Below are 20,848 nucleotides of genomic sequence, written 5' to 3'. Positions count from 1 at the left end.
AGCAATGCATGAGCTTACCGGTACTAATAGCTCGATCGGCTTGATCACTCTCATTAATCAATGCCCGTACCAGATCACTTCCGCTCACGTGCTTCGCCGGCCTGGTGGCTATGGCGAGGGACCCCAACCCGATCCCATTCCGAACTCGGCCGTTAAAACCCTCTGCGCCAATGGTACTGCATCTTAAGATGCGGGAGAGTAGGGCGCCGCCAGGCCCGCTAAGCACGTCTTTCCTCTCCACAATCAAACAACACCGCGGGGTGGAGCAGCCCGGTAGCTCGTCAGGCTCATAACCTGAAGGCCGCAGGTTCAAATCCTGCCCCCGCAACCATATCAAAACATCCCAAACACACAAAAAGCCCAGGCACACCACCCAGGGCTTCTATGCGTAGTCGTGATTGTCGCTACTGTGGCAAGAACAAAACAGGAACGATATCGAAGAGCCAGGCGCGCCGACAATCACGTCAAACGTCAGAACAACAGCAAAAGCCCACAACAACTCCCGCATTCACTCCAAACACCGCAGCCTGCAAGGCTTCGATAGGGCGGAGGGGGGAGCCAGAGTTTGGGGGTGTCCGGCTCGATTTCCGCTTTCGCGCCATCGACCAAAGCCGGAAACCGGCAGGGAAGGGGACATCGAGCCCCCCTCCCCGCGTGGGCGCAAGCGCTTTTACGCCGGCGACCCCAACGCACGTTCCACGGCCCCGACGAGGCGATCGTCCGAGGGGACGATGTCGGGCGCGAAGCGGTCGATCACCGCGCCGTCGCGATCGATCAGGAACTTCTCGAAGTTCCAGAGCACTTCGGGCTCGGGGTTCGGGTTCCTGCCGCGGCCGTTCAGCATTGCGCGGAATGCCTCGCTGTCGCGCGCCTTCGGCTGCGCCGCGATCAACGCCGCATAGAGCGGATGCTTGTCCTCCCCGACTACGGTGATCTTGGAGAACATCGGGAAGTCGATGGCATAGACGGTCGAGCAGAAGGACTGGATCTCGCCGTCGCTTCCGGGCTCCTGGCCGGCGAAGTCGTTGGCCGGGAAGCCGAGCACCACGAAACCCCGATCCCGGTACGTCTCGTAAAGCGTCTCGAGGGCCTCATATTGTGCCGTCAGGCCACATTTCGACGCCGTGTTGACGATGAGGAGCACCTTTCCCGCATAGGCGGCAAGGCTGGTTTCGGTCCCCTCGATGGTCTTGAGCGGGATCGATCGCAAGTCGGTCATGGGAAGGCCTTTCCGGCACGGCGCTGATGCGCCCGGTCTGGGCACCGCGAGGTGGCATCGCCACCCGCATCGAAGGCAGCGTCCCGAAGGAGAGGCTCTCAGGCGCGGCCGGCCGGATCATAGCCCCGATCTTGCCGGAACACATCGGGCGGCGGGCTTGCCCCAGCCTTGGTTGCCATGCAGCATCGCGCACCCTCGGGCGAGACACCGGGCACGGTTTTGCTATAGTTGCCGAACGACAGAGGTTCAGGCATGGCAGATCCATTCTATTCGATTCGTGTGGGACGGAACGAGAACTCGCAGGGGCTTCCTCTGCGCGATATCCTCAATCTGTTCTACGCACTTTACAAGAAGCTCGACAATGACGGCCTGTTCTTCGAATATTTCGGCCAGAAATGCATCCGGAACGAGGGCCGGGACGCGCTGATCAAGCGCCCGGAGGATGACATCCTTTTCAAGCTGAAGAAAAAGAATGTCTGGCCGATCGAGTACAAGATTCTCTCCTATAGCGAAGAGGATTTCTTCGATATCGTCGAATATATTTACCACCACATATCGGTTCCGGTGGATGGCCGGCCGGCGCGGAACTGCCTCTGCCGCAAGCACTGGACGGTGTTCGACAGGGACGCGGCCAAGGCGAAGTTCCGGCGCGAAGTAAATGCGCTGCTGGAGAGCTATCGCGGCGACTTCGAGATGTCGGCGAACGGCCAGGTGTTGCAGAAGGCCAATCCCGGTTTTGAGGCTCTGGTCGAGGCCGAGCCGCCGACCGACAACGCCGATATCCGCGGCGCGATCGACGCCGCGCTGGTGAAATTCCGCAAACCCGGCGTCACGCTAGACGGCCGTCGTGAGGCGGTGCGCGCACTGTCCGCCGTGCTGCGGCGCATCGAGAACCATGCACGATCGGCGGCCGCGGAGCCCGGCAATGAGTTTCTGGTGGAGTTCTCCCACGGCGTCCGCGCCCTGAAGGACCAGAGATGGGCCGACCGGGAAAGCGACCCCGTGGTGGTGGAACTGCTGTTCCATCTCCATCTCTCCACCATCTACGCCCTGCTTCAGAAGGTCGGCGACGGCGAGGCGTGACGGCGCTGCCGTCCGTCAGCCCCGGACCTCGCGTACGATCCAGTCGATCAGGTCCTGAGCGGCGGCCGAGGGTTCGGGACCGGGCCGGACCCAGTAGCCGCTCTCCGCCCGCGAAAGCGGTGGGCCAACCGCGACGAGCGTGCCATCGGCGATCGCCCCATCGATCAGACCGGCCCAGCCGAGCGCGATGCCCTGGTCGGCGATGGCGGCCTGGACGACGAGCCCGTAGGTGTTGAGGCTGAGCTCGCCCGGACCGGGGTCACCGTCGAGCCCCGCCGCCGCGAACCAGTCCCGCCACGAGAACCAGCGCGGATGGGGCGTACTTTGCAGGTGCAGCAGCGGCAGCCCGGCGATCCGCCGCGGGTCGTCCGCGAGGGCATGGCGTGCGGCGAATTTCGGGCTGCAGACTGGAAAGACGCACTCCTCGAACAGTTGCACCGCGCCCGCGCCGAAATCCGTCCGCATACCGAACAGCACGGAAACGTCTCCCGCCTCGTCGCTGCCCGGGTCCGCCGCGGCGGAGGCGATGATGTGGACTTCGGTTTCCGGCCGCACCACTCTGAACCGCGCCACCCGCGGCATCATCCAGAACGAGGCGAAACCGTAATCGGTGAAAAGGCGCAGCGCTGGCCGCTGTCGCAGGCGACGCACCGCGCGGGCGGCCGCATCGAGATCCGCCACGGCGGCGCTGGCCGCGCGGTGCAGCCTCTCGCCGGCCGGCGAAAGCCGGCTGCCGCGGTGACCCCGCTCCAGCAGCACCGTGCCGAGCTGCTCTTCGAGCGCGCGCACGATGTAGCTGACGGCCGGTTGGGAAAGGCCAAGCTCGCGCCCGGCCGCGGTGAGGCTGCCGAGCCGCCCCACCGCATCGAACACCCGAACCCAGCCGAGATCGAGCGAGCGGTCGGTCATAAAATCTCCTGATGCCAGTTATCGAAAACGGGCGGCTTCACAGGCTGTGCCATTTAACGGCCTGATGTTCGACAGGGCAAGGCGGGCTCAAGACCCGAAAATCAGGGCACCCCTTCTTGCGGCGGCCCGTCGCGTGGCGGGCGCGTTCCCGTGGCGGCTTCGCCACCAACCTTCCGAGGGGTCGATCATGAAGCGCATTCTCCGGGCTGCCTGTGCCCTGTCCCTGTTCCTCGCGGCCGGCACCGCCTTTGCCGCCGATGCCCCGTCCTGCAAGACCATCCGGATGTCCGATCCGGGCTGGACGGATATCACCTCCACCAACGCCATTGCCGGCGAAGTGCTCGCCGGGCTCGGCTACAAACAGGAGGTGCAGACGCTGTCCGTGCCGATCGGCTATGAATCCATGAAGAACGGCGATCTCGACGTCTTCCTCGGCAACTGGATGCCGGCTCAGCAGAAGTTCATCGATGCGCTGAACGAGGCCAAGGCCGTGGAGGTGCTGGGCGTCAATCTCACCGGCGCGAAGTTCACGCTCGCGGTGCCGAGCTACGTCGCCGATGCCGGCGTGAAGGACTTCAAGGATCTCGCCCCCAATGCGGCGAAGTTCGGCAGCGAGATCTTCGGCATCGAGCCCGGCGCACCGGCGAATGCCAACATCCAGAAGATGATCGACGCCGACGATTTCGGCCTCAAGGGCTGGAAGGTGGTGGAATCGGGCGAGCAGGCGATGCTGGCGCAGGTCAAGCGGGCGACCAACGGCAAGAAGTGGATCGTCTTCCTCGCCTGGGCGCCGCATCCGATGAACGAGACGTTCGCCATCACCTATCTCGCGGGTGGCGACGCCTATTTCGGCGCGAACTACGGCGGCGCGGATGTGCGCACACTCGCGCGGACCGGCTGGTCGGCCGAGTGCCCGAACGCGGCGGCGCTGTTCCGGAACCTGAAGTTCGATCTCGGCATGGAGAACGCCATGATGGGCAAGATCCTCGACGACGGCCAGGAGCCGTCCGTGGCCGCGAAAGAGTGGCTCAAGGCCCATCCCGAGGCGCTCGAGCCGTGGCTCGCGGGGATCACGACATTCGACGGCAAGCCGGGGCTGCCGGCCGTCAAGGCCGCGCTCGGACTGTGATCGCGCCACCCCGGGATCGTCTTGGCCGCCGGCACATGCCGGCGGTGCCGTGATCCCCACCCCCCGGGCGGTGCCTGCCGGACTGCGGATGAACGCGGTTCGGGCGGGCGGCGCCCGCCTTCTTCCCCCGGCGGAGCTTTCGATGACGCGCCCCAACATTCTCGTCCTGATGGTCGACCAGTTGAACGGAACGCTGTTCCCGGACGGCCCGGCGGATTTTCTCCACGCCCCCCACCTGAAGGCACTCGCCCGTCGTTCCGTGCGCTTCGCCAACACCTACACGGCGAGCCCGCTGTGCGCGCCCGCGCGGGCGTCCTTCATGTCGGGGCAGCTTCCGAACCGAACCCGCGTCTACGACAACGCGGCGGAGTTCGCCTCCGACATCCCGACCTTCGCCCATCATCTGCGCCGGGTTGGCTACCGCACGATCCTGTCGGGCAAGATGCACTTCGTCGGCCCCGACCAGCTTCACGGCTTCGAGGAACGGCTGACGACCGACATCTATCCGGCCGATTTCGGCTGGACGCCGGATTATGCCCGGCCCGGCGAGCGCATCGACTGGTGGTATCACAATCTCGGTTCGGTCACCGGCGCCGGGGTGGCCGAGATCACCAACCAGCTCGAATATGACGACGAGGTCGCATACCACGCCGGGCGCCGCCTCTACGATCTCGCCCGGAGGCAGGACGAGCGCCCGTGGTGCCTCACGGTCAGCTTCACCCACCCGCACGATCCCTATGTCGCACGGCGGCGCTTCTGGGATCTCTACGAGGCGTGCCCGGCCCTCGATCCGGTGGTGCCGCCGATCCCGTTCGAAGCCCAGGACCCGCACTCCCGGCGGCTGATGCTGGCGAGCGACCACGCGGCAAGCGGCGTCACCGACGAGGACGTTCGCCACGCCCGCCGGGCCTATTTCGCCAATATCTCCTATATCGACGAGAAGATCGGTGAACTCCTCGATATTCTCGACCGCTGCCGGATGGCCGACGATACCGTCGTGGTGTTCGTGTCGGATCACGGCGACATGCTCGGCGAGCGCGGGCTGTGGTTCAAGATGAACTTCTTCGAAGGCTCTGCCCGGGTGCCCCTGATGATCGCGGCACCGGGGCTTCCGGCAGCCCTGGTGGAGCGGCCGGTCTCGACCCTCGACGTGCTGCCGACCCTTGCCGACCTCGCCGCCCTCGATCTGTCGGGAATCATACCATGGACGGATGGCGAAGACCTCGTTCCGCTCGCGCGCGGTGAGGGCGGACGCGGACCGGTGCCGATGGAATATGCGGCGGAAGGCTCCGAGGCACCGCTCGTCGCGCTGCGCAACGGGCCCTGGAAGCTGGTGCTGTGCGAGCTCGACCCGCCCATCCTCACCAATCTCGACGACGATCCGCACGAGCGCGCCAACCGGGCCGCCGACCCCGCCTGCGCCGCGATCCTGTCGCGGCTGAGTGCGGCGATGCGGCAACGCTGGGACCTCGCCCGCTTCGATGCGGATGTCCGGGCGAGCCAGGCCCGCCGCCACGTCGTCTACGAGGCCCTGCGCAACGGCGCCTATTATCCGTGGGATTTCCAGCCTTTGCAGAAGGCATCGGAGCGCTATATGCGCAACCACATGGACCTGAACGTCCTGGAGGAGGCGCAACGCTATCCCCGCGGCGAATGACGCCGCCGGGAAGCGGTGCGTCGGACCCACGCCGGGAGGCGTCGGCGGAACGGGCTCAGGAAAGCCCGTAAAACGCCGCGCAGTTGCCGCCGAGCACGGCGGCGCGCTCGGGCGCGGCCAGCCGTTCGCTCCAGCCCTCGACGATGGCCATCGTCCCGGCATAATCCGCGCCGCAGGTCGCGACCGGCCAGTCGGAACCGATCATGCAGCGCCCGGCACCGAACGCCTCCAGCACGAGGTCGAGATAGGGATGGAAGTCCGCGCGGCGCGCCGGCATGGCGCCCGGCAGCGTGACGAGGCCGGAGAGCTTGCACCACACGTTCGGCCGCCGGGCGATCGCCTCGATCCCGTCGCGCCATTCGGCGGTGAAGTGGCCGTCTATGGCTGGCTTGGCGATGTGGTCGACCACGAATTTCTGGTTCGGCAGCCGATCGACCAGCGCAATGGCGGCCTTCAGGTGCGGCGGTTTCAGCAGAAGGTCGTAGGTGAAGCCGTAGCGCTCCAGCAGGCCGACGCCGCGCACATGGGCGTCGCTCGCCGCGAAGCCGACATCCGGGTGGTCGTGGACCAGCATCCGGAATCCCTTCAGCAGGGGCGTGCCGCGATAGCCATCGAGGTCGCGCTCGACATCCGGGGCGCAGAGGTCGAGCCAGCCGACCACACCCTTGATGCGCGGGTTCGCGGCGGCGAGGCCGAGCAGGAAGTCCGTCTCGGCCTTCAGTTCGCGCGCCTGCACGGCGACGGTCCCGTCGTAGCCCGTCGCGTCGAGCAGCGGTTCGAGATCCGCCGGCAGGAAGTTGCGGCGGATCGGCTCCTCGGCAGGGCCCATCCAGGTGAAGTCGCCCGGGTTGGCGTCGTAGTCCCAGAAGTGCTGGTGCGCGTCGATCTTCATGGCCGTTTCCCCGTTTGCCGCGTCGGCCGACCCTATTCCGCCGCCTCGACGCGGTGGATCAGATACATGATTCCCTCGCTCATGCGGCCATAGTCGCGGGTGTTCTCCAGTTCGCCGGAGATGCGGTAGTCGTTCATCACCACGATGCGGTCGGCGAGGGTGATCATTTCCGGCATGTCGCTGGTGATCAGAAGGATCGCCGTGCCGCTGTCGGAAAGCTCGCGCAGAAGCTCGTGCAGGTAGGCCTTGGTCTTGATGTCGATACCGACGGACGGCTCGTCGACGATCAGCACGTCGATGCCCGCCGCCAGCCACTTCGCGACGCTGATCTTCTGCTGGTTGCCGCCGGAGAGGTTGCCCACGATCTGCTCGAGCGACGGCGTGCGCACCTCGAGCTTGCGGATATAGGGCTCGACCGTGCGGCGCACCGTGCCGTCGGTCAGAAGGCCGAGGCGGTTGGCGAGCCGCCGCCACACGGTGATGCCGGCATTCTCCAGCACCGTGTGGATCAGCACGAGGCCTTCCTGCTTGCGGTCCTCGCTGACATAGCCGATCCGGTAGCGATGGATGGCATCGGCGACGGTCGTGATCTTCGCCGGTTTGCCGGCCACCTCCACAGTGCCGCCGGTCACCGGGTGCGCACCCATGATGCACTTGGCGAGTTCCGTGCGGCCGGCGCCGACGAGGCCGTAAAGGCCGACGATCTCACCCTTGCGGACGGTCAGGTCCACGTCACGGTGGCCGAGAGCGGTCGAAACGCCCGTCAGTTTCAGCGCCTCAGGCGCCTTCTCGAAGTGGCGCGTGGGCCAGTTGGCGATCTGCTCGCTGCGGCCGATCATCAGCCGCACCAGATCGTGCCGGCCCATGCCCGCCATCGACTGGCTGGCGCAGGCGTTGCGGCCGTCGCGCAGCACCGTGACGCGGTCGCAGATTTCCTGCACTTCCTCGAGCTTGTGGCTGACGAACAGCATGCTCACGCCGTCGTCCCGAAGCCTGCGCAGCAGATCGAACAGCGCGACCGTCTCGTGCGGGGTGAGCGAGGCGGTCGGCTCGTCCAGCAGCAGCACCCGCGACTTGAGCGACAGCGCCTTGGCGATCTCGACGAGCTGCATCTTGGCGACGGAAAGCTGCGAGACCGGCGTGCGCGGGTCGATGTCGAGGCCGAGCACGCCGAGCCAATGCCGCGCGGTCTCGTTCAGGGCCTGATAGTCGACGGTCTTGAGGGGGTGGGTGGCGAGCCTTTCGAGCGAGATGTTCTCGCCCACCGTGAAGCGCGGGATCAGGTTGCGCTCCTGATGCACGACGCCGATGCCGCGCGAGGTGGCATCGCGGGTGCCTCTGAGCTCGATCGGGGTGCCGTCGAGCAGGAGCGTCCCGCCATCCGGCCGGTGCACGCCGGTGATGATCTTGATCAGCGTCGACTTGCCGGCACCGTTCTCGCCGAGCAGCGCGTGGATCGAACCCGGCTCGAGCCGCATGGAGACGTCCTGCAGCGCCTTCACGCCGGGGAAGAACTTGGAGACCTCGCGCGCCTCAAGCACCGGAACGGTCGAAGGGGACGAAAGATCGGCCATCGCTCAAATCCTCTTCGCGGTCTTGGCGAGACGGACCTCGCGGAAGCGGTTGATGCCGACGGCCCACAGGATGAGGACGCCGAGCACCACCTGCACCAGGAACGGGTCGATGTTGAACAGCACCAGGGCCTGGGTGATGATCGCCACGATGGCGACGCCGAGCAGGGTGGCCGGCACGCTGACGTGGCCGCCGCTCAGGACCGCGCCGCCGATGACGGGGGCGGCGAACGACAGGATCAGCCAGTCGTCGCCGATGGTGGGCTGGCCGATCTGCAGCCGGGCGACGAGCGCGACGCCGGCCAGTGCCGCGAGCAGGCCGGACAGCGCATGGGCGGCCACGATGGTCTTGCGCACCGAGATGCCGGAGAGTTCGGCCGCGTGCTCGTTGCCGCCGACCGCGAGGATGCAGCGGCCGAGCGCCTGCCGGTTCAGCAGGAACCACAACAGCACTGCCACCACCGCGGTCACCACCGCGAGCCATGGCAGCGGGCCGATGATGTTGGTGTTGCCGAAGTCCTTCACGATCTGCGGGATGTCGTAGAACGGCGAGGCGCGAGTGATGCCGAGATTGATGCCCTTGAACACCGAGAGGCTGGCGAGGGTGATGATGAACGCCGATATACCGGTCCAGGCGATGAAAATGCCGTTGAGCATGCCGGCGACGACGCCGATCGCGAGCGCCAGCACCAGCGCGACGGGCACCGGCAATCCCCACACTTCCATCATGCCGGCGAAGGCGATGGCGGCGAGACCGCCGATGGCGCCGACCGACAGGTTCATCTGGCCGATGGCGATGATGATCATTTGCGAGAACGCGATCAGCGCGTTCACCGCGATGGCGAGCAGCAGCACCTGGATATTGAACGGCGACAGGAACGAGGGATTGAAGCCGCCGACCAGCGCGATCGCGATCAGGGTGGCGATGAGCGGTCCGAACCAGTCGGTGCGGGCATAGCGCGAGAGATATCCCATCAGATCATCCTCCGGCTCGCGAGGAACAGCCTGCGCGCCTTGTCGAGCAGCACCGCGATCAGCAGCAGGATGCCGAGGCAGGCCTGCACCCAGAACTCGCCGATCTGGAGCAGCAGCAGCCCGCTGGTCAGCATGGTCACGAGCAGGGCGCCGAGGAAGGTGCCGAGCACCGAGACGCGCCCGCCCGACAGGAGCGTTCCGCCGAGCACGGGGCCGAGGAACGCGGGCAGAAGCCAGTCCTGGCCGAGTTGGCCTGCCATGGCGGGAATGGCCGCGCCGTTGCGCGCGACCAGCATCAGCGCGGCAATGGAGGCCAGCAGGCCCGAAAGCAGGTGGCAGAGCACCACCACGCGGTCGACCCGCACGCCCGACAGCACGGCGGCCTCGGGCTTGGCGCCGGCGGCCAGCATCTCGCGGCCGAGCGGCGTCAGGCGGTAGAGCACCACGAGCGCGAGCGACACCGCGACCGCCACGATCAGCAGGGGCGAGATCACCCCGGCGAGCTTCATGCGGCCGAGCATGGTGAAGGACTGCGGCAGACCGCGGAAGGATTCGGCGCGGGTGATGAACACCATCACCCCGAAGAAGATGCTCATGGTGGCGAGCGTGATGATGAAGCTGTGCAGTCCCGAGCGGACCACGGCGATGCCGTTGACGGCGCCGAGCGCCGCACCGAGGGCGAGCCCGCCGGCGAGCGCGATCGGCCACGGCAGCCCAACCACCTCGATCAGCGCGCCGAACGTCATGGCGGCGCAGACGCCGATGGCGCCGACGGCGAGGTTGAGGCCGCCGGTCACGATCACCGCCATCATCGAAAGGCCGATGACGATGTTGACGGCGGCGGTGCGGCCCAGCGTGAACAGGTTGAAGGAGGACAGAAACCCCTTGGTCGCCAACCCGAACAGCACGGTGAAGACGACGATCAGAACGATCAGACCGAATTCGTTCGACAGGAGGAACCGCAGCGAGGCGTTGGGTCCGCGTTGGTCGGCCGGCGACGCCTGCGGCGCCGGAGCGCGCGCCGGGCTTTGTTCGACATTCATCGCATCACCTCGAAAACTCTGCCGGCTTCACCGGGAGCGCGGCCGGGCCGGCGACGCGGCACCGGGTGCTCGCACGGGCCGCAAAACCCGGGAAGCGTCGCTGGCGGCGCGCGCCGGAACGGGCCGGGCGGAGCGGGCCGCCGGCGGGACGGCGCGTGCCGCGTCTACTGTCGCGGATCGTGTATCGCGGAACTTGTCTTGTGGGATCGTGGCGGGGCGCCCTTGCCACGCCGGGGCGGGCCGGCCGGCGACCGGTTTCCCGGTATCGGCGGCGGCCCGCGGGCACCGCGCACCGGCAGGCGCGCGGTTCAGGACAAACCTGCGGCGAGCGGGGATCAGCTCGGGCAGTTCAGGTAGGTCTTCTCGAAGGTCGAGAACAGGTCCTTCGTGATGCCCTGCATCGCGGTCACGTAGTTGTCGACCTGCTCGGGGCCGACGAACACCGTGCCCGAGTCGATGAAGTGGTCGGTCAGCGCGTTCTTCTTCCAGGGCGCGTCGGCCTTCACCGTGCAGCCGCTGCGCAGCTTGTCGACGGCGAACGAGCCGATATAGCCCTGGCCGTAGGGGTTCTGCAGCATGGTGCCGGCGACGAAGCCGTCCTTGATCGCCTTGATCACCACTTCGTCGTGGTCGATGCCGACCATGACGATGCGCTTGTCGCCGATCTTGCGCAGCGCGTTGGCGGCGGTCACGGCCGGCACCCAGGCCGTCGTGATGATGCCGTCGACATCGTTGGCATGGGCGGCGAGATAGGCGTTGATCTTCTCTTCCGCCGGCTCGGGCGCGTCGATGTCGGCAATCACCTGCACGACCTCCGCACCCTCTTCCTTCGCCGCCTGGTTGACGGCGTCGATACGAAGCTGGGTGTTCGGGTCGACGAGGAAGCCGGTGAAGTGCGCGATGCGCTTCTTGCCCGCGGGCAGGCGCTTGATCAGTTCCTTCGCGCCGAGATAGGCGGAATGGCCGGTGTCGGTGCCGAGGCAGAACGAGGCGTCCGACGGGTCCTTCAGGCAGCCGGCCGCCGCGATCACCGGGGCGCCCGCGCCGACGAGCTCGTCCACCGTGGAGACGGAGCCGACCGGATCACCGGGGAAGATGAGGAATGCGTTGTAGCCCTGGGTCAGCAGGCTTTCCAGAAGCTGGTTCTGGGCGCTCAGCTCCCACTTCTGCGGCACCTTGTAATCGGCCCCTGCGAGGCCGAAATCGCGTGCGGCGTCCTTTCCGGCCTGCTCCCAGGCGGCGAAATAAGGATGCGGCCCGCCCGGCACCAGCGCGACCTTCGTGTCGTCCGCAGCCTGAGCGACGCCGATGCCGGCCACGATGGCGATCGCGGCCGTGAGAATTCCCAAACGACGGGACATTCGTCCTCTCCTAAAAGTTTGTCCTCCCGGACCCCGGTCGCAGGAAGGAAGCGCCGTGACGATCATTCTTGCGTGGGGTGCCTGAACCCTAGTATACAAGTGTGCAGGGCGCAACGCTTTTGTTGGCGGTGGGATGGCCCCAAGGACCGGCCGACGAGCGCGTCCGGGCCGGCAAAGCGGCAAGATGCTGCGATTTCGGCGTCTTGTTCGGCCGCGCCGGCGGTGCCCTTCTCGCCCCTGCGGCGTCTCGGAGTTCTACGATGTCATTCGTCGCGCAGATGCCCGGAGACCACGATCGCAGCGAAGCGCCGCTCGACGTCGCGTTCGTTCTCGACCGGCGGCAGCCCGTCTCCGATCAGGTCTACGAAGCGCTGAAGCAGGCCATCGTCAGCGTGCGCCTGCTGCCCGGCGCCTCGATCAGCGAGAACCGGATCGGCCGTCATTTCGGCGTGTCGCGCACGCCGATTCGCGCCGCCATCCTGCGCCTCGTCGACGACGGGCTGATTGAGGTATTTCCGCAGCAGGGCAGCTTCGTCGCCCCGATCAAGCGGGGCGATCTCGCCGACAACCAGTTCGTCCGGCTCTCGCTCGAGGTGGCCGTGCTGCGCGAGGTTGCCGCCCGCTGGACGCCGGAGATGAGTGCCGCCTCCCGCGCGATCGTCGAGCGGCAGGTGGCGGCGGTGGCGGCAGGCGACGTCGAGGGCTTCCACGAGGCCGATGAACGCTTCCACCAGATCATGACCGAGTTCGCCGGCCGGCAGGGCGTGTGGCAGGCGATCCTGCTCGCCAAGACGCGGCTCACCCGCTTCATCCGCCTGTTCGGCCAGCGCGAGCGCCTGCCGGATGCCATCGCCGAACACACGGCCGTGCTAGACGCGCTCGATGCCGGCGACGCGGCGGCGGCCGAGGCAAGGCTCGTCTTCCACCTCGACCGCATCTTCACGCTCGTCGAAAACTTGCCCGAGGAGCGCCGCCGCTTCGTCGTCGATTGAGTAGGCGCCGCTTCCCCCCCGCAATAAAATCAGGCGCCGCCCAACGGCGCACCAGGAAGGAATGGAATCCGGGATGGAACTGTCAGGGAAAATCGCGGCCGTCACCGGCGCTGGCGGATCGATCGGCCGGGCCGTGGTCGCCCGCCTTGTCGCCGCAGGCGCCCATGTCGCCGCCATCGACCGCAGCGCGGAGGCGCTTGCCGCGCTGTCGCGAAGCCACGGCGATGCGGTGTCGCTGCATGATGTCGATCTCGGCGACCTCGCGGCGACCGAACGGCTCGCCGGCGACATCGTCGCCGCCCGCGGCGGCATCGATATCCTCGTCAACAATGCCGGTATCCTGTCGAACGACAAGCTCGCCGCCACCGATCTCGGCGACTGGCACCGCATCATGGCCGTCAATGTCGATGCCGCTCTGGTCCTTACCCGCGGCGTGATGGCGGGCATGAAGGCACGCGGCTGGGGCCGGATCATCAATGTCTCCTCCTACGCCGCCAAGTGCGGCGGCCTCACCGCCGGCACGGCCTATACGGTGTCGAAGGCGGCGATGAACGGCCTCACCTTCAGCGCCGCGCGCGAACTCGCCGGCTTCGGCATCACGGTGAACGCCATCGCCCCGGCTTACGTGCTCTCGCCGATGATCCTGGAACAGTTGAGTGACGAGGACCGCGCCCGCCAGCTTGCCGCCATTCCGGTCGGCCGCTTCTGCGCCCCGGAAGAAGTCGCCCATGCCGTCGCCTTCCTGGCTTCGCCGCTCGCGGGGTTCATCACCGGCGAGATCGTTGACATGAACGGCGGCCTCCAGTTCGACTGACCCGCCGTACGCAGGTTGCCGCGCGGCAAGCCGGCCCGGCCGTCTGGACAAGAAAAGACGCAAGAGGAAATGCCCGTGACCACGCTTTCGAACGCGACGCTCGGATCGCTCAGGCCCGACGTGCTTCGCCCCGCCTATGATCGCTCCGCCGTCACGCCCGGCATCGTGCATCTCGGCGTCGGCGCGTTCCACCGGGCGCATCAGGCGGTGTTCGCCGACGACGCGCTCGGCCGTGGCGAGAGCGGCTGGGGTATCGTCGCGGCCTCGCTGCGCAGCCCCGACACCCGCGATGCGCTCGCTCCCCAGGACGGCCTCTATTCGCTTGCGCTGCGCGACGGGGAACGGGAGGAGGTGCGCGTCATCGGCTCGATCGGCTCGATCCTCGTCGCCCCGGAGGCGCCGGCCCGCCTCGTCGATGCGCTCGCCGATCCCAGGGTGAAGCTCGTCACGCTCACCGTCACCGAGAAGGGCTACCTGATGGATCTTGCCGCCGGCACGCTGTTGGCGGATCATCCGGACATCCGGCACGACCTCGCCAATCCCGCTGCGCCGCGCTCGGCCATCGGCTTTCTCGTGGAGGCGATCGCCCGCCGGCATGCTGCGGGCGTCGCTCCCTTCACCATCGTCTCGTGCGACAACCTGCCGAGCAACGGCGCGACGCTGTCGGCGGCGCTGTCGGCTTTTGCCGAGGCGCGCGACCCCGCGCTCGCCCGTTTCATCGCCGAAAGCGTCGCGTGTCCGTCCTCGATGGTCGACCGTATCGTTCCGGCCACCACCGATGCCGACCGTGCGGCGATCGCCGCGCGCCTCGGCGTGACGGATGCGTGGCCGGTGGTGGGCGAGCCCTATTTCCAGTGGGTCATCGAGGACCGCTTCTCTGCGGAACGGCCGCGCTACGAGGAAAGCGGCGTCGAATTCGTCGCCGACGTGCGGCCGTTCGAGCACATGAAGCTGCGGCTGCTCAACGGCTCGCACACCGTCATCGCCGCCGCCGGCCGGCTGGCCGGCTTCGAGACGGTGGCGCGGGCTTTTTCCGAGCCGACCGTGCGGCGGCTGGTCGATGCCTACTGGCGCGATGTCATCCCCACCATCGAAACGGGGGAAGCAGCGGCCACCGCCTATACCGGGCGGCTGAAGGCGCGCTATGCCAACAGTGCTCTCGCCCACCGTACCGCCCAGATCGCGACCGACGCGTCGCTGAAGGTGCCGCAGCGCCTGCTGGCGCCATTGCGCGAGCAACTCGCCGCCGGTTCGCCTGCGAAGGCGCTCACGTTCGCGGTGGCGCTTTGGATCCGCTCCTGCGGCGGCATCGACGACGCCGGCCGGCCGTTCGATGTCACCGACCCGGCGCTCGCGGAATGGACCGGCCGTCCCGACCAGTCCACCGCCTCGCCGGAGGCCGTCGTGGATGCCTTCCTCGGCTTCGCCCGCGTGTTCGGCAGCGAGCTTCCGGTGCGCCCGGGCTTCCGCCCGTCTCTTATCGAGGCCTATGCCGCGATCCGGGCGAAGGGCGTGCTCGCAGCCGTCGACGAGACGCTCGCCGCCTGACGAACATGCGCGCCGCGGCGTGTCCGGCAGGTCGCCAGGGGCGGCGTCAGCTTTTGCGCAGCCGGTAGAGGTCGTGGCACGACGAGCAGGTGGCGCCGACGGCCTGGACGGCGGGGGCGAAGGCCGCAAGCCCGCCTGGCGCGGCGGCCACGCCCGCCTTGGCCGCTTCCTCGAGCTTCGTGATATGGGCGTCGAAATCGGCCATGTTCTCCCAGATCTTGGGAGAGGCGCGGGTATCGCCGCCGGTCTGGCTGTCCGCCGGAAACAGCGTGTGCAGCTCGGCCGCCGCGGAGGCGATGGTCTGCATGGCTTTTCCGGCCGCCGCCGCGTCGTAGCTGTCGGCGCTGCCCTTGGCGATGGTCGAGGCGGTCTTCATCGCCCGTCCGATATCATCCATGGCGTCCTGGCGGTCGCCGATCGGGTCCTGTGCCGCGCTGACCGTGCCAAGCCCTGCCAGCAGGGCGATCGCGACGAAAGACGCCGGCACGAGGCCCGCGCGTGAAAGACCGGAACGCATGCTTCTTCCTCGATCACGGGCATCCTGCCGGATGCGGCCTCGCGTAGCCCCGAGGGGACCGGGAAGAAGGGTATCGGTGAATGGAATTGCTGTAAAGAAAGCCCCGTCCGGCGATCAGGCCGTCTCGCCCTCGACGAGTTCGAAGCCCAGATCGACGGTCTGTGCAGAGGCGCCGGCCAGCACCAGACGCATGCCGGTTTCGCCGATGCCCACGCGGGGCGTGCGGATCGTCGACATCACCTGCGGCGCGAACCGGCCGACATCGAGGCCGTTGTGGCCGAAAAGGGCGAGCTGCGACGGTACGGACAACCCGTTGGCGAGGCAGTGGAAATAGCCACCGATCGCCATGTCGTCGTTGGCGTAGTAGATCGCCTCGACGCCGGGCGTGCGTTCCAGCATCCGGTCGGTGCCGACGCGTCCCGCCTCGATGGACGACGAGACCGGCACGATTTCCTCGTCGGCGAGCGTGAGGCCAGCCTCGCGCAGCGTCTCGACGAAGCCGCGATAGCGCTTGCCCGCGCGGGTGTCGCGACCGAAATCGCGCCCGAGATAACCGAACCGCTTGTAGCCGCGCGCCAGCAGGTGGCGGGCGGCAGCGCGCCCGGCGCCTTCGTTGGAGAACCCGACCACGAGGTCGAGGCCCGGCCCATCGATGTCGAGCAGCTCGCACACCCGGCTGCCGCTCGCCGCGAGCAGCGCTCTGGTGCGCTCGGAATGCTCCAGTCCCGCCACCATCATCGCCGCCGGCCGCCACGACAGCATGCTGGCGACGAGCGCCTCCTCCCGGCGGGGGTCATAGTTCGTCACCCCGACCACGGCCTGGAAGCCCTCGGCGTCGATCACCGCGTTGGCGCCGCGCAGCACGTCGGAGAACACGATGTTGGTCAGCGACGGGATCAGGATGCCGATCAGGTTGGAACCGGCGGAGGCGAGCGTCCCGGCGATGCGGTTCGGCACGTAGCCGAGTTGAGCAGCGGCCGCGAGCACGCGCTCGCGGGTCGCCTGGGAGAACGAGCCGTGATTGCGCAGAACGCGCGAGGCGGTGCTTTCGCCCACGCCGGCCGCAGCCGCCACCTCCGTCAGGGTGACGGAGCCGGGCAGCATCACGGTGGGCGCGGCAGGTTTCGATGGCTCGTCCAGGACGTGGTCCCCCCGTGAGAATCCTGTTCGGAATCCCGTTTATGCATTTTCCCCGTTTTCCGGGAACGCGACAACTCCGTGATATCACGGAGCGGAATTGTCGAGGCCGGCCTTGCGGCCCGCCGGTGCGCCGTCGAGGCAATGGGCATAACGCACCGCGTGGGCGCTGTCCGTGGAAACCGCCGGGTCGAGGGTATAGAGCGTCTGGGCGCGCCCGACGCCGCGCAGCGCGAACCGTCCCGTCGAGACGAAATGCTCCTGCTCGACCGGGCCGAGCGCCTCGATCAGGGCCGCGGAGACCAGAAGGTCGCGGTCGACCGCCCGGCACATCGAGGCGATCCGGCTCACCTCGTTGACGGCCGGGCCGACCACGGTGAAGTCCAGCCGCTCGTTGCTGCCGATGTTACCATAGAACACCTCGCCGCAATGCAGCCCGACATAGGCCGACGTGGTCGGCCGCTCAAGCGCGGCGCGCTCGACGTCGAGGCGGCGGATGTTCTCCCGGAACCGCCGTTCGGCCCGGAGCGCGGCGCGGCCGGCAACCGGCGTGCGCGCGCCGCCGAAGATCGCCAGGATGCCGTCGCCCATCAGCTTCAGCACGTCGCCGCCCTCGCCGTGGATCGCGTCGATGGCGGCGGCGGCATAGTCGTTGAGGAAGGGAATGATCTCCTCCGGCGCCGCGGTGTCGGAGATCGAGGTCGAGGACCGGAGATCGGAATACCACAGCACCGCGTTGATGCGCTCGGCCACGCCCCGGGTGATGCGGCCGCCCAGCACCCGCTCGCCTGCGTCGCGGCCGAGATAGACGTGGGCGAGCGTCCGCGCCACCTCGGTCATCGTCGCGGTCTTGATCGCGAGCAGGAAAGCCGGCAGCAGGCTGCGCATGTCGTCGAGATCGTCGTCGGAGAAGCCTCCCGGCCGCCGCGTCGACCACGACGAATAGGTGCAGTCGACCGGTCCGATCGCCTTGCCGCGCTCGAAGCGGTGGATCGCGGCCATGTAGCCGGTGCAGCCTTCCGCGGCGAGATCCTGCACCACCGGATAGTCGAACGGCCCGCCGCCTTCGAGGTTGAGGTGCAGCAGCGTGTCGCCGTTCTCAAGCAGCCTGTAGAACGGCGAGAGGCGCCAGCGGTGGTCGTCGTCCGGGCTGGTGTGGCGCGGATATTCGAACATCGCGGCACCGCTGTTGCCGTCGCCGCCCCACCGCCAGCCGCGTCCTTCCAGGATCGGGTGCAGCGTGTCAATGAACACCACACCGCGATGAAGGTCGATGCCCGCGGCCTGGCAGCGCTCGCAGAACCCGCGCAGCAATTCGGTCTCGGCCGCCCCGGCAAGCCCGTGTTCCAGCAGCCAGTCGGTGATGGCGGTTCGCGTGGCCTTGTCCATGGTCTCTCCGGCGCGGCGGTCGGCAGGCGTCCGCACACGGCCGGGCAAAAGCCGGCGCAGCCGTCGCGGAACGCAGACAACCGTCAAGAGGTCCGCATTTTGTCAAAATGACGGAATGGATCCGATTTGGCCGAGTTCGGATCGTCTGCGAACCATGCGCCGCAAGGCGCGCCAGGGCAATCTCCCGCCGCATGGCGCGCGACGGCAATCTCCCGCCGCCGGACGGCGAGCCGTCAGGCCTCCGGGCGGTTGCCGTCGCGCGCGCCTCTCAGGTGGGCGTCGCCAGGATGCCGTCCACCGCATCGACGAAGCGATCGGCGTCCTCGATGGTCAGGCAGAGCGGCGGGCGCACTTTCAGCACATTGCCGAACGGGCCGGCGGCGCCGATCAGGATCTGCCGGTCGCGCAGCGCGTTGATCAGTGCTGTCGCCCCGGCGGGGTCGGGGCCCGCCTCGTCGACGATCTCGACGCCGAGATAGAGCCCGGTGCCCCTCACGGGTCCGATGGCGGGCCGCCGCGTCGCCAGCTCCTCCAGCGCGCGCTTCATGTGGCCGCCGACGACACGGGCGTTTTCCATCAGCCCGTCCTCGGCGATGGCGTCGAGCACGGCGAGCCCGGCCGCCGCCGCGACGGGATTGCCGCCGAAGGTGTTGAAATAGCCGAACTCCGCGCAGAACGCCGCGAGCAACTCCGGCCGGGTGACGACCCCGCCCATCGGGAAGCCGTTGCCCATCGGCTTGCCCATGGTGACGACGTCGGGCGTCACGCCGTGGCGCAGGAAGCCCCACATCGCGTCGCCGGTGCGGGCGAACCCTGGCTGCACCTCGTCGGCGATGAACAGCCCGCCGGCGGCGTGGACGGCGTCGACCGCCGGCTTCAGGAAGCCCGGGGGATCGGCGAACACGCCGTCGCTCGAGAAGATGGTGTCGACCAGCAAGCCGGCGAAGCGGATGCCGTCGGCTTCGAGCGCGGCGATGGCGGCCTTGACCGCCGCCGCGAAGCCTTCGCCGAGGTCGCCGGGATAGGCGCGCGGGTCGGGGGCCGGAACGGTGCGGACGTGGGCCGGCGGCCGCCCCTTCCTGTAGGACGACGGCGAGACCTCGGTCACCGCGGCGGTGTTGCCGTGATAGGCCGTCTCGGTGACGATGAAGCCGCGCCCGCCGGTGAAGGTAGAAACCAGCCGCAGCGCGAGGTCGTTGCTCTCCGTGCCGGTGCAGGTCAGCGCGAGGTTGGACAGCGGCGCCGGGAAGGTCGCCAGCAGCCGCTCGGCATAATCGTGCACGTTCTCATAGAGATAGCGGGTGTGGGTGTTGAAGCGCGCCAGCTGGCGCGACACCGCCTCGATGACCTTCGGGTGGCAGTGCCCGACCGAGGGCACGTTGTTGTAGAGGTCGAGATAGCGCTTGCCGTCGGCCGTGTGGATATAGGCTCCGCGCGCGCCGACGATGTGCAGCGGGCGCTGGTAGAACAGCACCGAGGCGGCGCCGAAGCTGTTCTGCCGGCGCGTCACCAGGGCGTCGATATCGTCGTCGAGATCGGCGGGCGCTGTTCCGTCGAAGGCGTTCAGCGACAGGATCTGCTGTGTCTTGATCTGGGTGGCGGACATTGTCGCGCTCCTCACGCTTGCGCCGACAGGTAGGCTTCCGCCAGCGCAACGGTTCCGTCGGTATAGGCCGTGCCCATGCTGAGCGCGGTGGGGGTTTCGGCGTGGGAGGCGACCCAGGCGGTCAACAGGATGCGCCGCAGCATCACGAGGCTCGGCAGCAGGCCGGCCTCGGCCGCGCTCAGGGGCGCGACGGTGCGGTAGCCTTCCACCCACGCGTCCTGCAGCGCCGGAATGTAGGGCTCGTGTTCGAGGAAGCTGACGGCGGCGGCAAAGTCGTAGAGATACCAGCTGAAGCCGCAATCGTCGAAATCGATCAGGGTCAGGCGGTCGCCGTCGACCAGCAGGTTGGCCAGCCGAAGATCGGCGTGGACGAGGCCGAAGCTCTCCGGCCCATCGCCGAGCACGGAAAGCCGGTCGCCGAGCACGCCCACGGTTCGTTCCAGAACCGCGCGCCCGTCCGGCGTCAGGCCGAGCCCGGCGCGCCAGTCACCCCACAGCGGCCGGTCGCCGACCGTGCTCGCGTGGTTCCAGACCTTGCGGACGAAGCCGTCCGGCCGCTTCCAGCGCTTGGAATGGGCGTGCAGCCGGGCGTGGATCGCGCCGAGTTCCGTGAACCAGCGTGCCAGATCCTCTCCTTCACGCGGCTCCTCGCCCGTGACGTGCTCGAAGGCGACGACGTGGCGGGTGCTACCGGCGTCGTCGATGTGCGCGACGAGCCCGCCCTTGCGCAGCGCCACCGGCTCCGGCGTCGCCACCACGCCTTCCGCGCGCAGGGCGCCGATCCAGGCGAGCTCGGACTCGATCTCGGCGAGCGTGTGATACTCGGGCCGGTGGACCCTGAACACGAGGTCCGTGGCGCGCCCGGTGCCGGTCGCCCGGAAGGTGGCGTTCTCCGAGATCGTGAGCAGCTTCAGCTCCGTATCCGGCGAGACATCCCACAGCGGCAGGGCCGCGCGGACGCCGTCTTCGAGCCTCTTCAGGAAGCCGTCATCGTACACGTTGGTTT

General features: G+C 67.9%; 18 protein-coding genes, 1 tRNA gene and 1 rRNA gene. 8 read left to right on the top strand and 12 right to left on the bottom strand.

The window, feature by feature from the left end:
- The first annotated feature begins 100 nt into the window (after nucleotides 1-100).
- Together rrf and BUF17_RS20390 are read left to right on the top strand one after the other, a co-directional pair.
- Nucleotides 101-215: ribosomal RNA gene (rrf, locus tag BUF17_RS20395) — 5S ribosomal RNA — on the top strand.
- Nucleotides 216-254: 39 nt separating this feature from the next.
- Nucleotides 255-331 (top strand) — tRNA-Met (locus BUF17_RS20390).
- A gap of 339 nt (nucleotides 332-670) precedes the next feature.
- Here BUF17_RS20390 and BUF17_RS20385 read toward each other — a convergent pair.
- A complete protein-coding gene (locus BUF17_RS20385; protein WP_073632192.1) occupies nucleotides 671-1,219 on the bottom strand; it encodes a glutathione peroxidase in 549 nt (182 codons plus the stop codon).
- A gap of 252 nt (nucleotides 1,220-1,471) precedes the next feature.
- Between BUF17_RS20385 and BUF17_RS20380 the strand changes: the two genes are divergently transcribed.
- The gene (locus BUF17_RS20380; protein ID WP_073632191.1) at nucleotides 1,472-2,302 is read left to right on the top strand and encodes a hypothetical protein; all 831 of its coding nucleotides are present in this window, start codon (nucleotides 1,472-1,474) and stop codon (nucleotides 2,300-2,302) included.
- Between the two features lie 15 nt (nucleotides 2,303-2,317).
- Here BUF17_RS20380 and BUF17_RS20375 read toward each other — a convergent pair whose 3' ends face one another.
- Nucleotides 2,318-3,211, bottom strand: coding sequence for a LysR substrate-binding domain-containing protein (locus BUF17_RS20375; protein ID WP_073632189.1), 894 nt, complete (start codon nucleotides 3,209-3,211; stop codon nucleotides 2,318-2,320).
- A 187-nt stretch (nucleotides 3,212-3,398) separates the two neighbouring features.
- Between BUF17_RS20375 and BUF17_RS20370 the strand changes: the two genes are divergently transcribed.
- A complete protein-coding gene (locus BUF17_RS20370) occupies nucleotides 3,399-4,340 on the top strand; it encodes a choline ABC transporter substrate-binding protein (RefSeq protein WP_073632187.1) in 942 nt (313 codons plus the stop codon).
- Between the two features lie 142 nt (nucleotides 4,341-4,482).
- Nucleotides 4,483-5,997: a choline-sulfatase gene (gene betC / locus BUF17_RS20365; protein WP_073632232.1), complete on the top strand. Its 1,515-nt coding sequence runs from the start codon at nucleotides 4,483-4,485 to the stop codon at nucleotides 5,995-5,997.
- Nucleotides 5,998-6,052: 55 nt separating this feature from the next.
- On the opposite strand, the gene BUF17_RS20360 is transcribed toward betC, so the two are convergent.
- The 5 genes from BUF17_RS20360 to BUF17_RS20340 form a co-directional block, all read right to left on the bottom strand.
- Entirely contained in the window at nucleotides 6,053-6,889 is an 837-nt protein-coding gene (locus BUF17_RS20360; protein ID WP_073632185.1) for an amidohydrolase family protein, read from the bottom strand.
- A 32-nt stretch (nucleotides 6,890-6,921) separates the two neighbouring features.
- Entirely contained in the window at nucleotides 6,922-8,463 is a 1,542-nt protein-coding gene (locus BUF17_RS20355) for a sugar ABC transporter ATP-binding protein (protein ID WP_073632183.1), read from the bottom strand.
- 3 nt (nucleotides 8,464-8,466) lie between these two features.
- Entirely contained in the window at nucleotides 8,467-9,435 is a 969-nt protein-coding gene (locus BUF17_RS20350; protein WP_073632181.1) for an ABC transporter permease, read from the bottom strand.
- Nucleotides 9,435-10,478: an ABC transporter permease gene (locus tag BUF17_RS20345; protein WP_084565022.1), complete on the bottom strand. Its 1,044-nt coding sequence runs from the start codon at nucleotides 10,476-10,478 to the stop codon at nucleotides 9,435-9,437. The genes BUF17_RS20350 and BUF17_RS20345 overlap by 1 nt, the downstream gene beginning before the upstream one ends.
- A gap of 335 nt (nucleotides 10,479-10,813) precedes the next feature.
- Complete coding sequence (locus BUF17_RS20340) at nucleotides 10,814-11,839, bottom strand: sugar ABC transporter substrate-binding protein (protein ID WP_073632179.1); 1,026 nt, start codon at nucleotides 11,837-11,839, stop codon at nucleotides 10,814-10,816.
- Between the two features lie 260 nt (nucleotides 11,840-12,099).
- On the opposite strand from BUF17_RS20340, the gene BUF17_RS20335 reads away from it, so the two are divergent.
- The 3 genes from BUF17_RS20335 (at nucleotide 12,100) to BUF17_RS20325 (ending at nucleotide 15,193) form a co-directional block, all read left to right on the top strand.
- A complete protein-coding gene (locus tag BUF17_RS20335) occupies nucleotides 12,100-12,831 on the top strand; it encodes a GntR family transcriptional regulator (RefSeq protein ID WP_084565020.1) in 732 nt (243 codons plus the stop codon).
- A gap of 73 nt (nucleotides 12,832-12,904) precedes the next feature.
- The gene (locus BUF17_RS20330) at nucleotides 12,905-13,645 is read left to right on the top strand and encodes an SDR family NAD(P)-dependent oxidoreductase (protein WP_073632226.1); all 741 of its coding nucleotides are present in this window, start codon (nucleotides 12,905-12,907) and stop codon (nucleotides 13,643-13,645) included.
- 69 nt (nucleotides 13,646-13,714) lie between these two features.
- Nucleotides 13,715-15,193 (top strand): mannitol dehydrogenase family protein, encoded by a 1,479-nt coding sequence (locus tag BUF17_RS20325; RefSeq protein ID WP_073632177.1) that lies wholly within the window; start codon nucleotides 13,715-13,717, stop codon nucleotides 15,191-15,193.
- 46 nt (nucleotides 15,194-15,239) lie between these two features.
- Here BUF17_RS20325 and BUF17_RS20320 read toward each other — a convergent pair whose 3' ends face one another.
- The 5 genes from BUF17_RS20320 to BUF17_RS20300 all read right to left on the bottom strand — a co-directional run bounded on the left by BUF17_RS20320 (nucleotide 15,240) and on the right by BUF17_RS20300 (nucleotide 20,840).
- Entirely contained in the window at nucleotides 15,240-15,710 is a 471-nt protein-coding gene (locus tag BUF17_RS20320; RefSeq protein ID WP_073632175.1) for a c-type cytochrome, read from the bottom strand.
- A gap of 114 nt (nucleotides 15,711-15,824) precedes the next feature.
- Nucleotides 15,825-16,814, bottom strand: a complete 990-nt coding sequence (locus BUF17_RS20315) for a LacI family DNA-binding transcriptional regulator (protein ID WP_073632172.1) — start codon at nucleotides 16,812-16,814, stop codon at nucleotides 15,825-15,827.
- Between the two features lie 120 nt (nucleotides 16,815-16,934).
- Nucleotides 16,935-18,236 (bottom strand): adenylate/guanylate cyclase domain-containing protein, encoded by a 1,302-nt coding sequence (locus BUF17_RS20310; protein ID WP_073632170.1) that lies wholly within the window; start codon nucleotides 18,234-18,236, stop codon nucleotides 16,935-16,937.
- A gap of 268 nt (nucleotides 18,237-18,504) precedes the next feature.
- On the bottom strand, nucleotides 18,505-19,842 hold the full coding sequence (locus tag BUF17_RS20305; protein WP_073632168.1) for an aspartate aminotransferase family protein: 1,338 nt from the start codon (nucleotides 19,840-19,842) through the stop codon (nucleotides 18,505-18,507).
- An 11-nt stretch (nucleotides 19,843-19,853) separates the two neighbouring features.
- Nucleotides 19,854-20,840, bottom strand: a complete 987-nt coding sequence (locus tag BUF17_RS20300; protein WP_073632166.1) for a phosphotransferase enzyme family protein — start codon at nucleotides 20,838-20,840, stop codon at nucleotides 19,854-19,856.
- Between the last annotated feature and the right edge of the window lie 8 nt (nucleotides 20,841-20,848).

This window comes from Pseudoxanthobacter soli DSM 19599, from assembly GCF_900148505.1.
Taxonomy (GTDB): Bacteria; Pseudomonadota; Alphaproteobacteria; order Rhizobiales; family Segnochrobactraceae; genus Pseudoxanthobacter; species Pseudoxanthobacter soli.
Note: the sequence above shows the minus strand (reverse complement) of the source record. Positions and strands in the feature narration are given on the sequence as shown.

Coding starts and splice junctions, on each gene's coding strand:
- BUF17_RS20345 (WP_084565022.1), bottom strand. CDS start 10,478: ATGAATGTCGAACAAAGCCCGGCGCGCGCTCCGGCGCCGCAGGCGTCG.
- BUF17_RS20310 (WP_073632170.1), bottom strand. CDS start 18,236: ATGGACAAGGCCACGCGAACCGCCATCACCGACTGGCTGCTGGAACAC.
- BUF17_RS20320 (WP_073632175.1), bottom strand. CDS start 15,710: ATGCGTTCCGGTCTTTCACGCGCGGGCCTCGTGCCGGCGTCTTTCGTC.
- BUF17_RS20340 (WP_073632179.1), bottom strand. CDS start 11,839: ATGTCCCGTCGTTTGGGAATTCTCACGGCCGCGATCGCCATCGTGGCC.
- BUF17_RS20335 (WP_084565020.1), top strand. CDS start 12,100: ATGTCATTCGTCGCGCAGATGCCCGGAGACCACGATCGCAGCGAAGCG.
- BUF17_RS20360 (WP_073632185.1), bottom strand. CDS start 6,889: ATGAAGATCGACGCGCACCAGCACTTCTGGGACTACGACGCCAACCCG.
- BUF17_RS20325 (WP_073632177.1), top strand. CDS start 13,715: ATGCCCGTGACCACGCTTTCGAACGCGACGCTCGGATCGCTCAGGCCC.
- BUF17_RS20375 (WP_073632189.1), bottom strand. CDS start 3,211: ATGACCGACCGCTCGCTCGATCTCGGCTGGGTTCGGGTGTTCGATGCG.
- BUF17_RS20305 (WP_073632168.1), bottom strand. CDS start 19,842: ATGTCCGCCACCCAGATCAAGACACAGCAGATCCTGTCGCTGAACGCC.
- betC (WP_073632232.1), top strand. CDS start 4,483: ATGACGCGCCCCAACATTCTCGTCCTGATGGTCGACCAGTTGAACGGA.
- BUF17_RS20370 (WP_073632187.1), top strand. CDS start 3,399: ATGAAGCGCATTCTCCGGGCTGCCTGTGCCCTGTCCCTGTTCCTCGCG.
- BUF17_RS20380 (WP_073632191.1), top strand. CDS start 1,472: ATGGCAGATCCATTCTATTCGATTCGTGTGGGACGGAACGAGAACTCG.
- BUF17_RS20355 (WP_073632183.1), bottom strand. CDS start 8,463: ATGGCCGATCTTTCGTCCCCTTCGACCGTTCCGGTGCTTGAGGCGCGC.
- BUF17_RS20350 (WP_073632181.1), bottom strand. CDS start 9,435: ATGGGATATCTCTCGCGCTATGCCCGCACCGACTGGTTCGGACCGCTC.
- BUF17_RS20385 (WP_073632192.1), bottom strand. CDS start 1,219: ATGACCGACTTGCGATCGATCCCGCTCAAGACCATCGAGGGGACCGAA.
- BUF17_RS20330 (WP_073632226.1), top strand. CDS start 12,905: ATGGAACTGTCAGGGAAAATCGCGGCCGTCACCGGCGCTGGCGGATCG.
- BUF17_RS20315 (WP_073632172.1), bottom strand. CDS start 16,814: ATGCTGCCCGGCTCCGTCACCCTGACGGAGGTGGCGGCTGCGGCCGGC.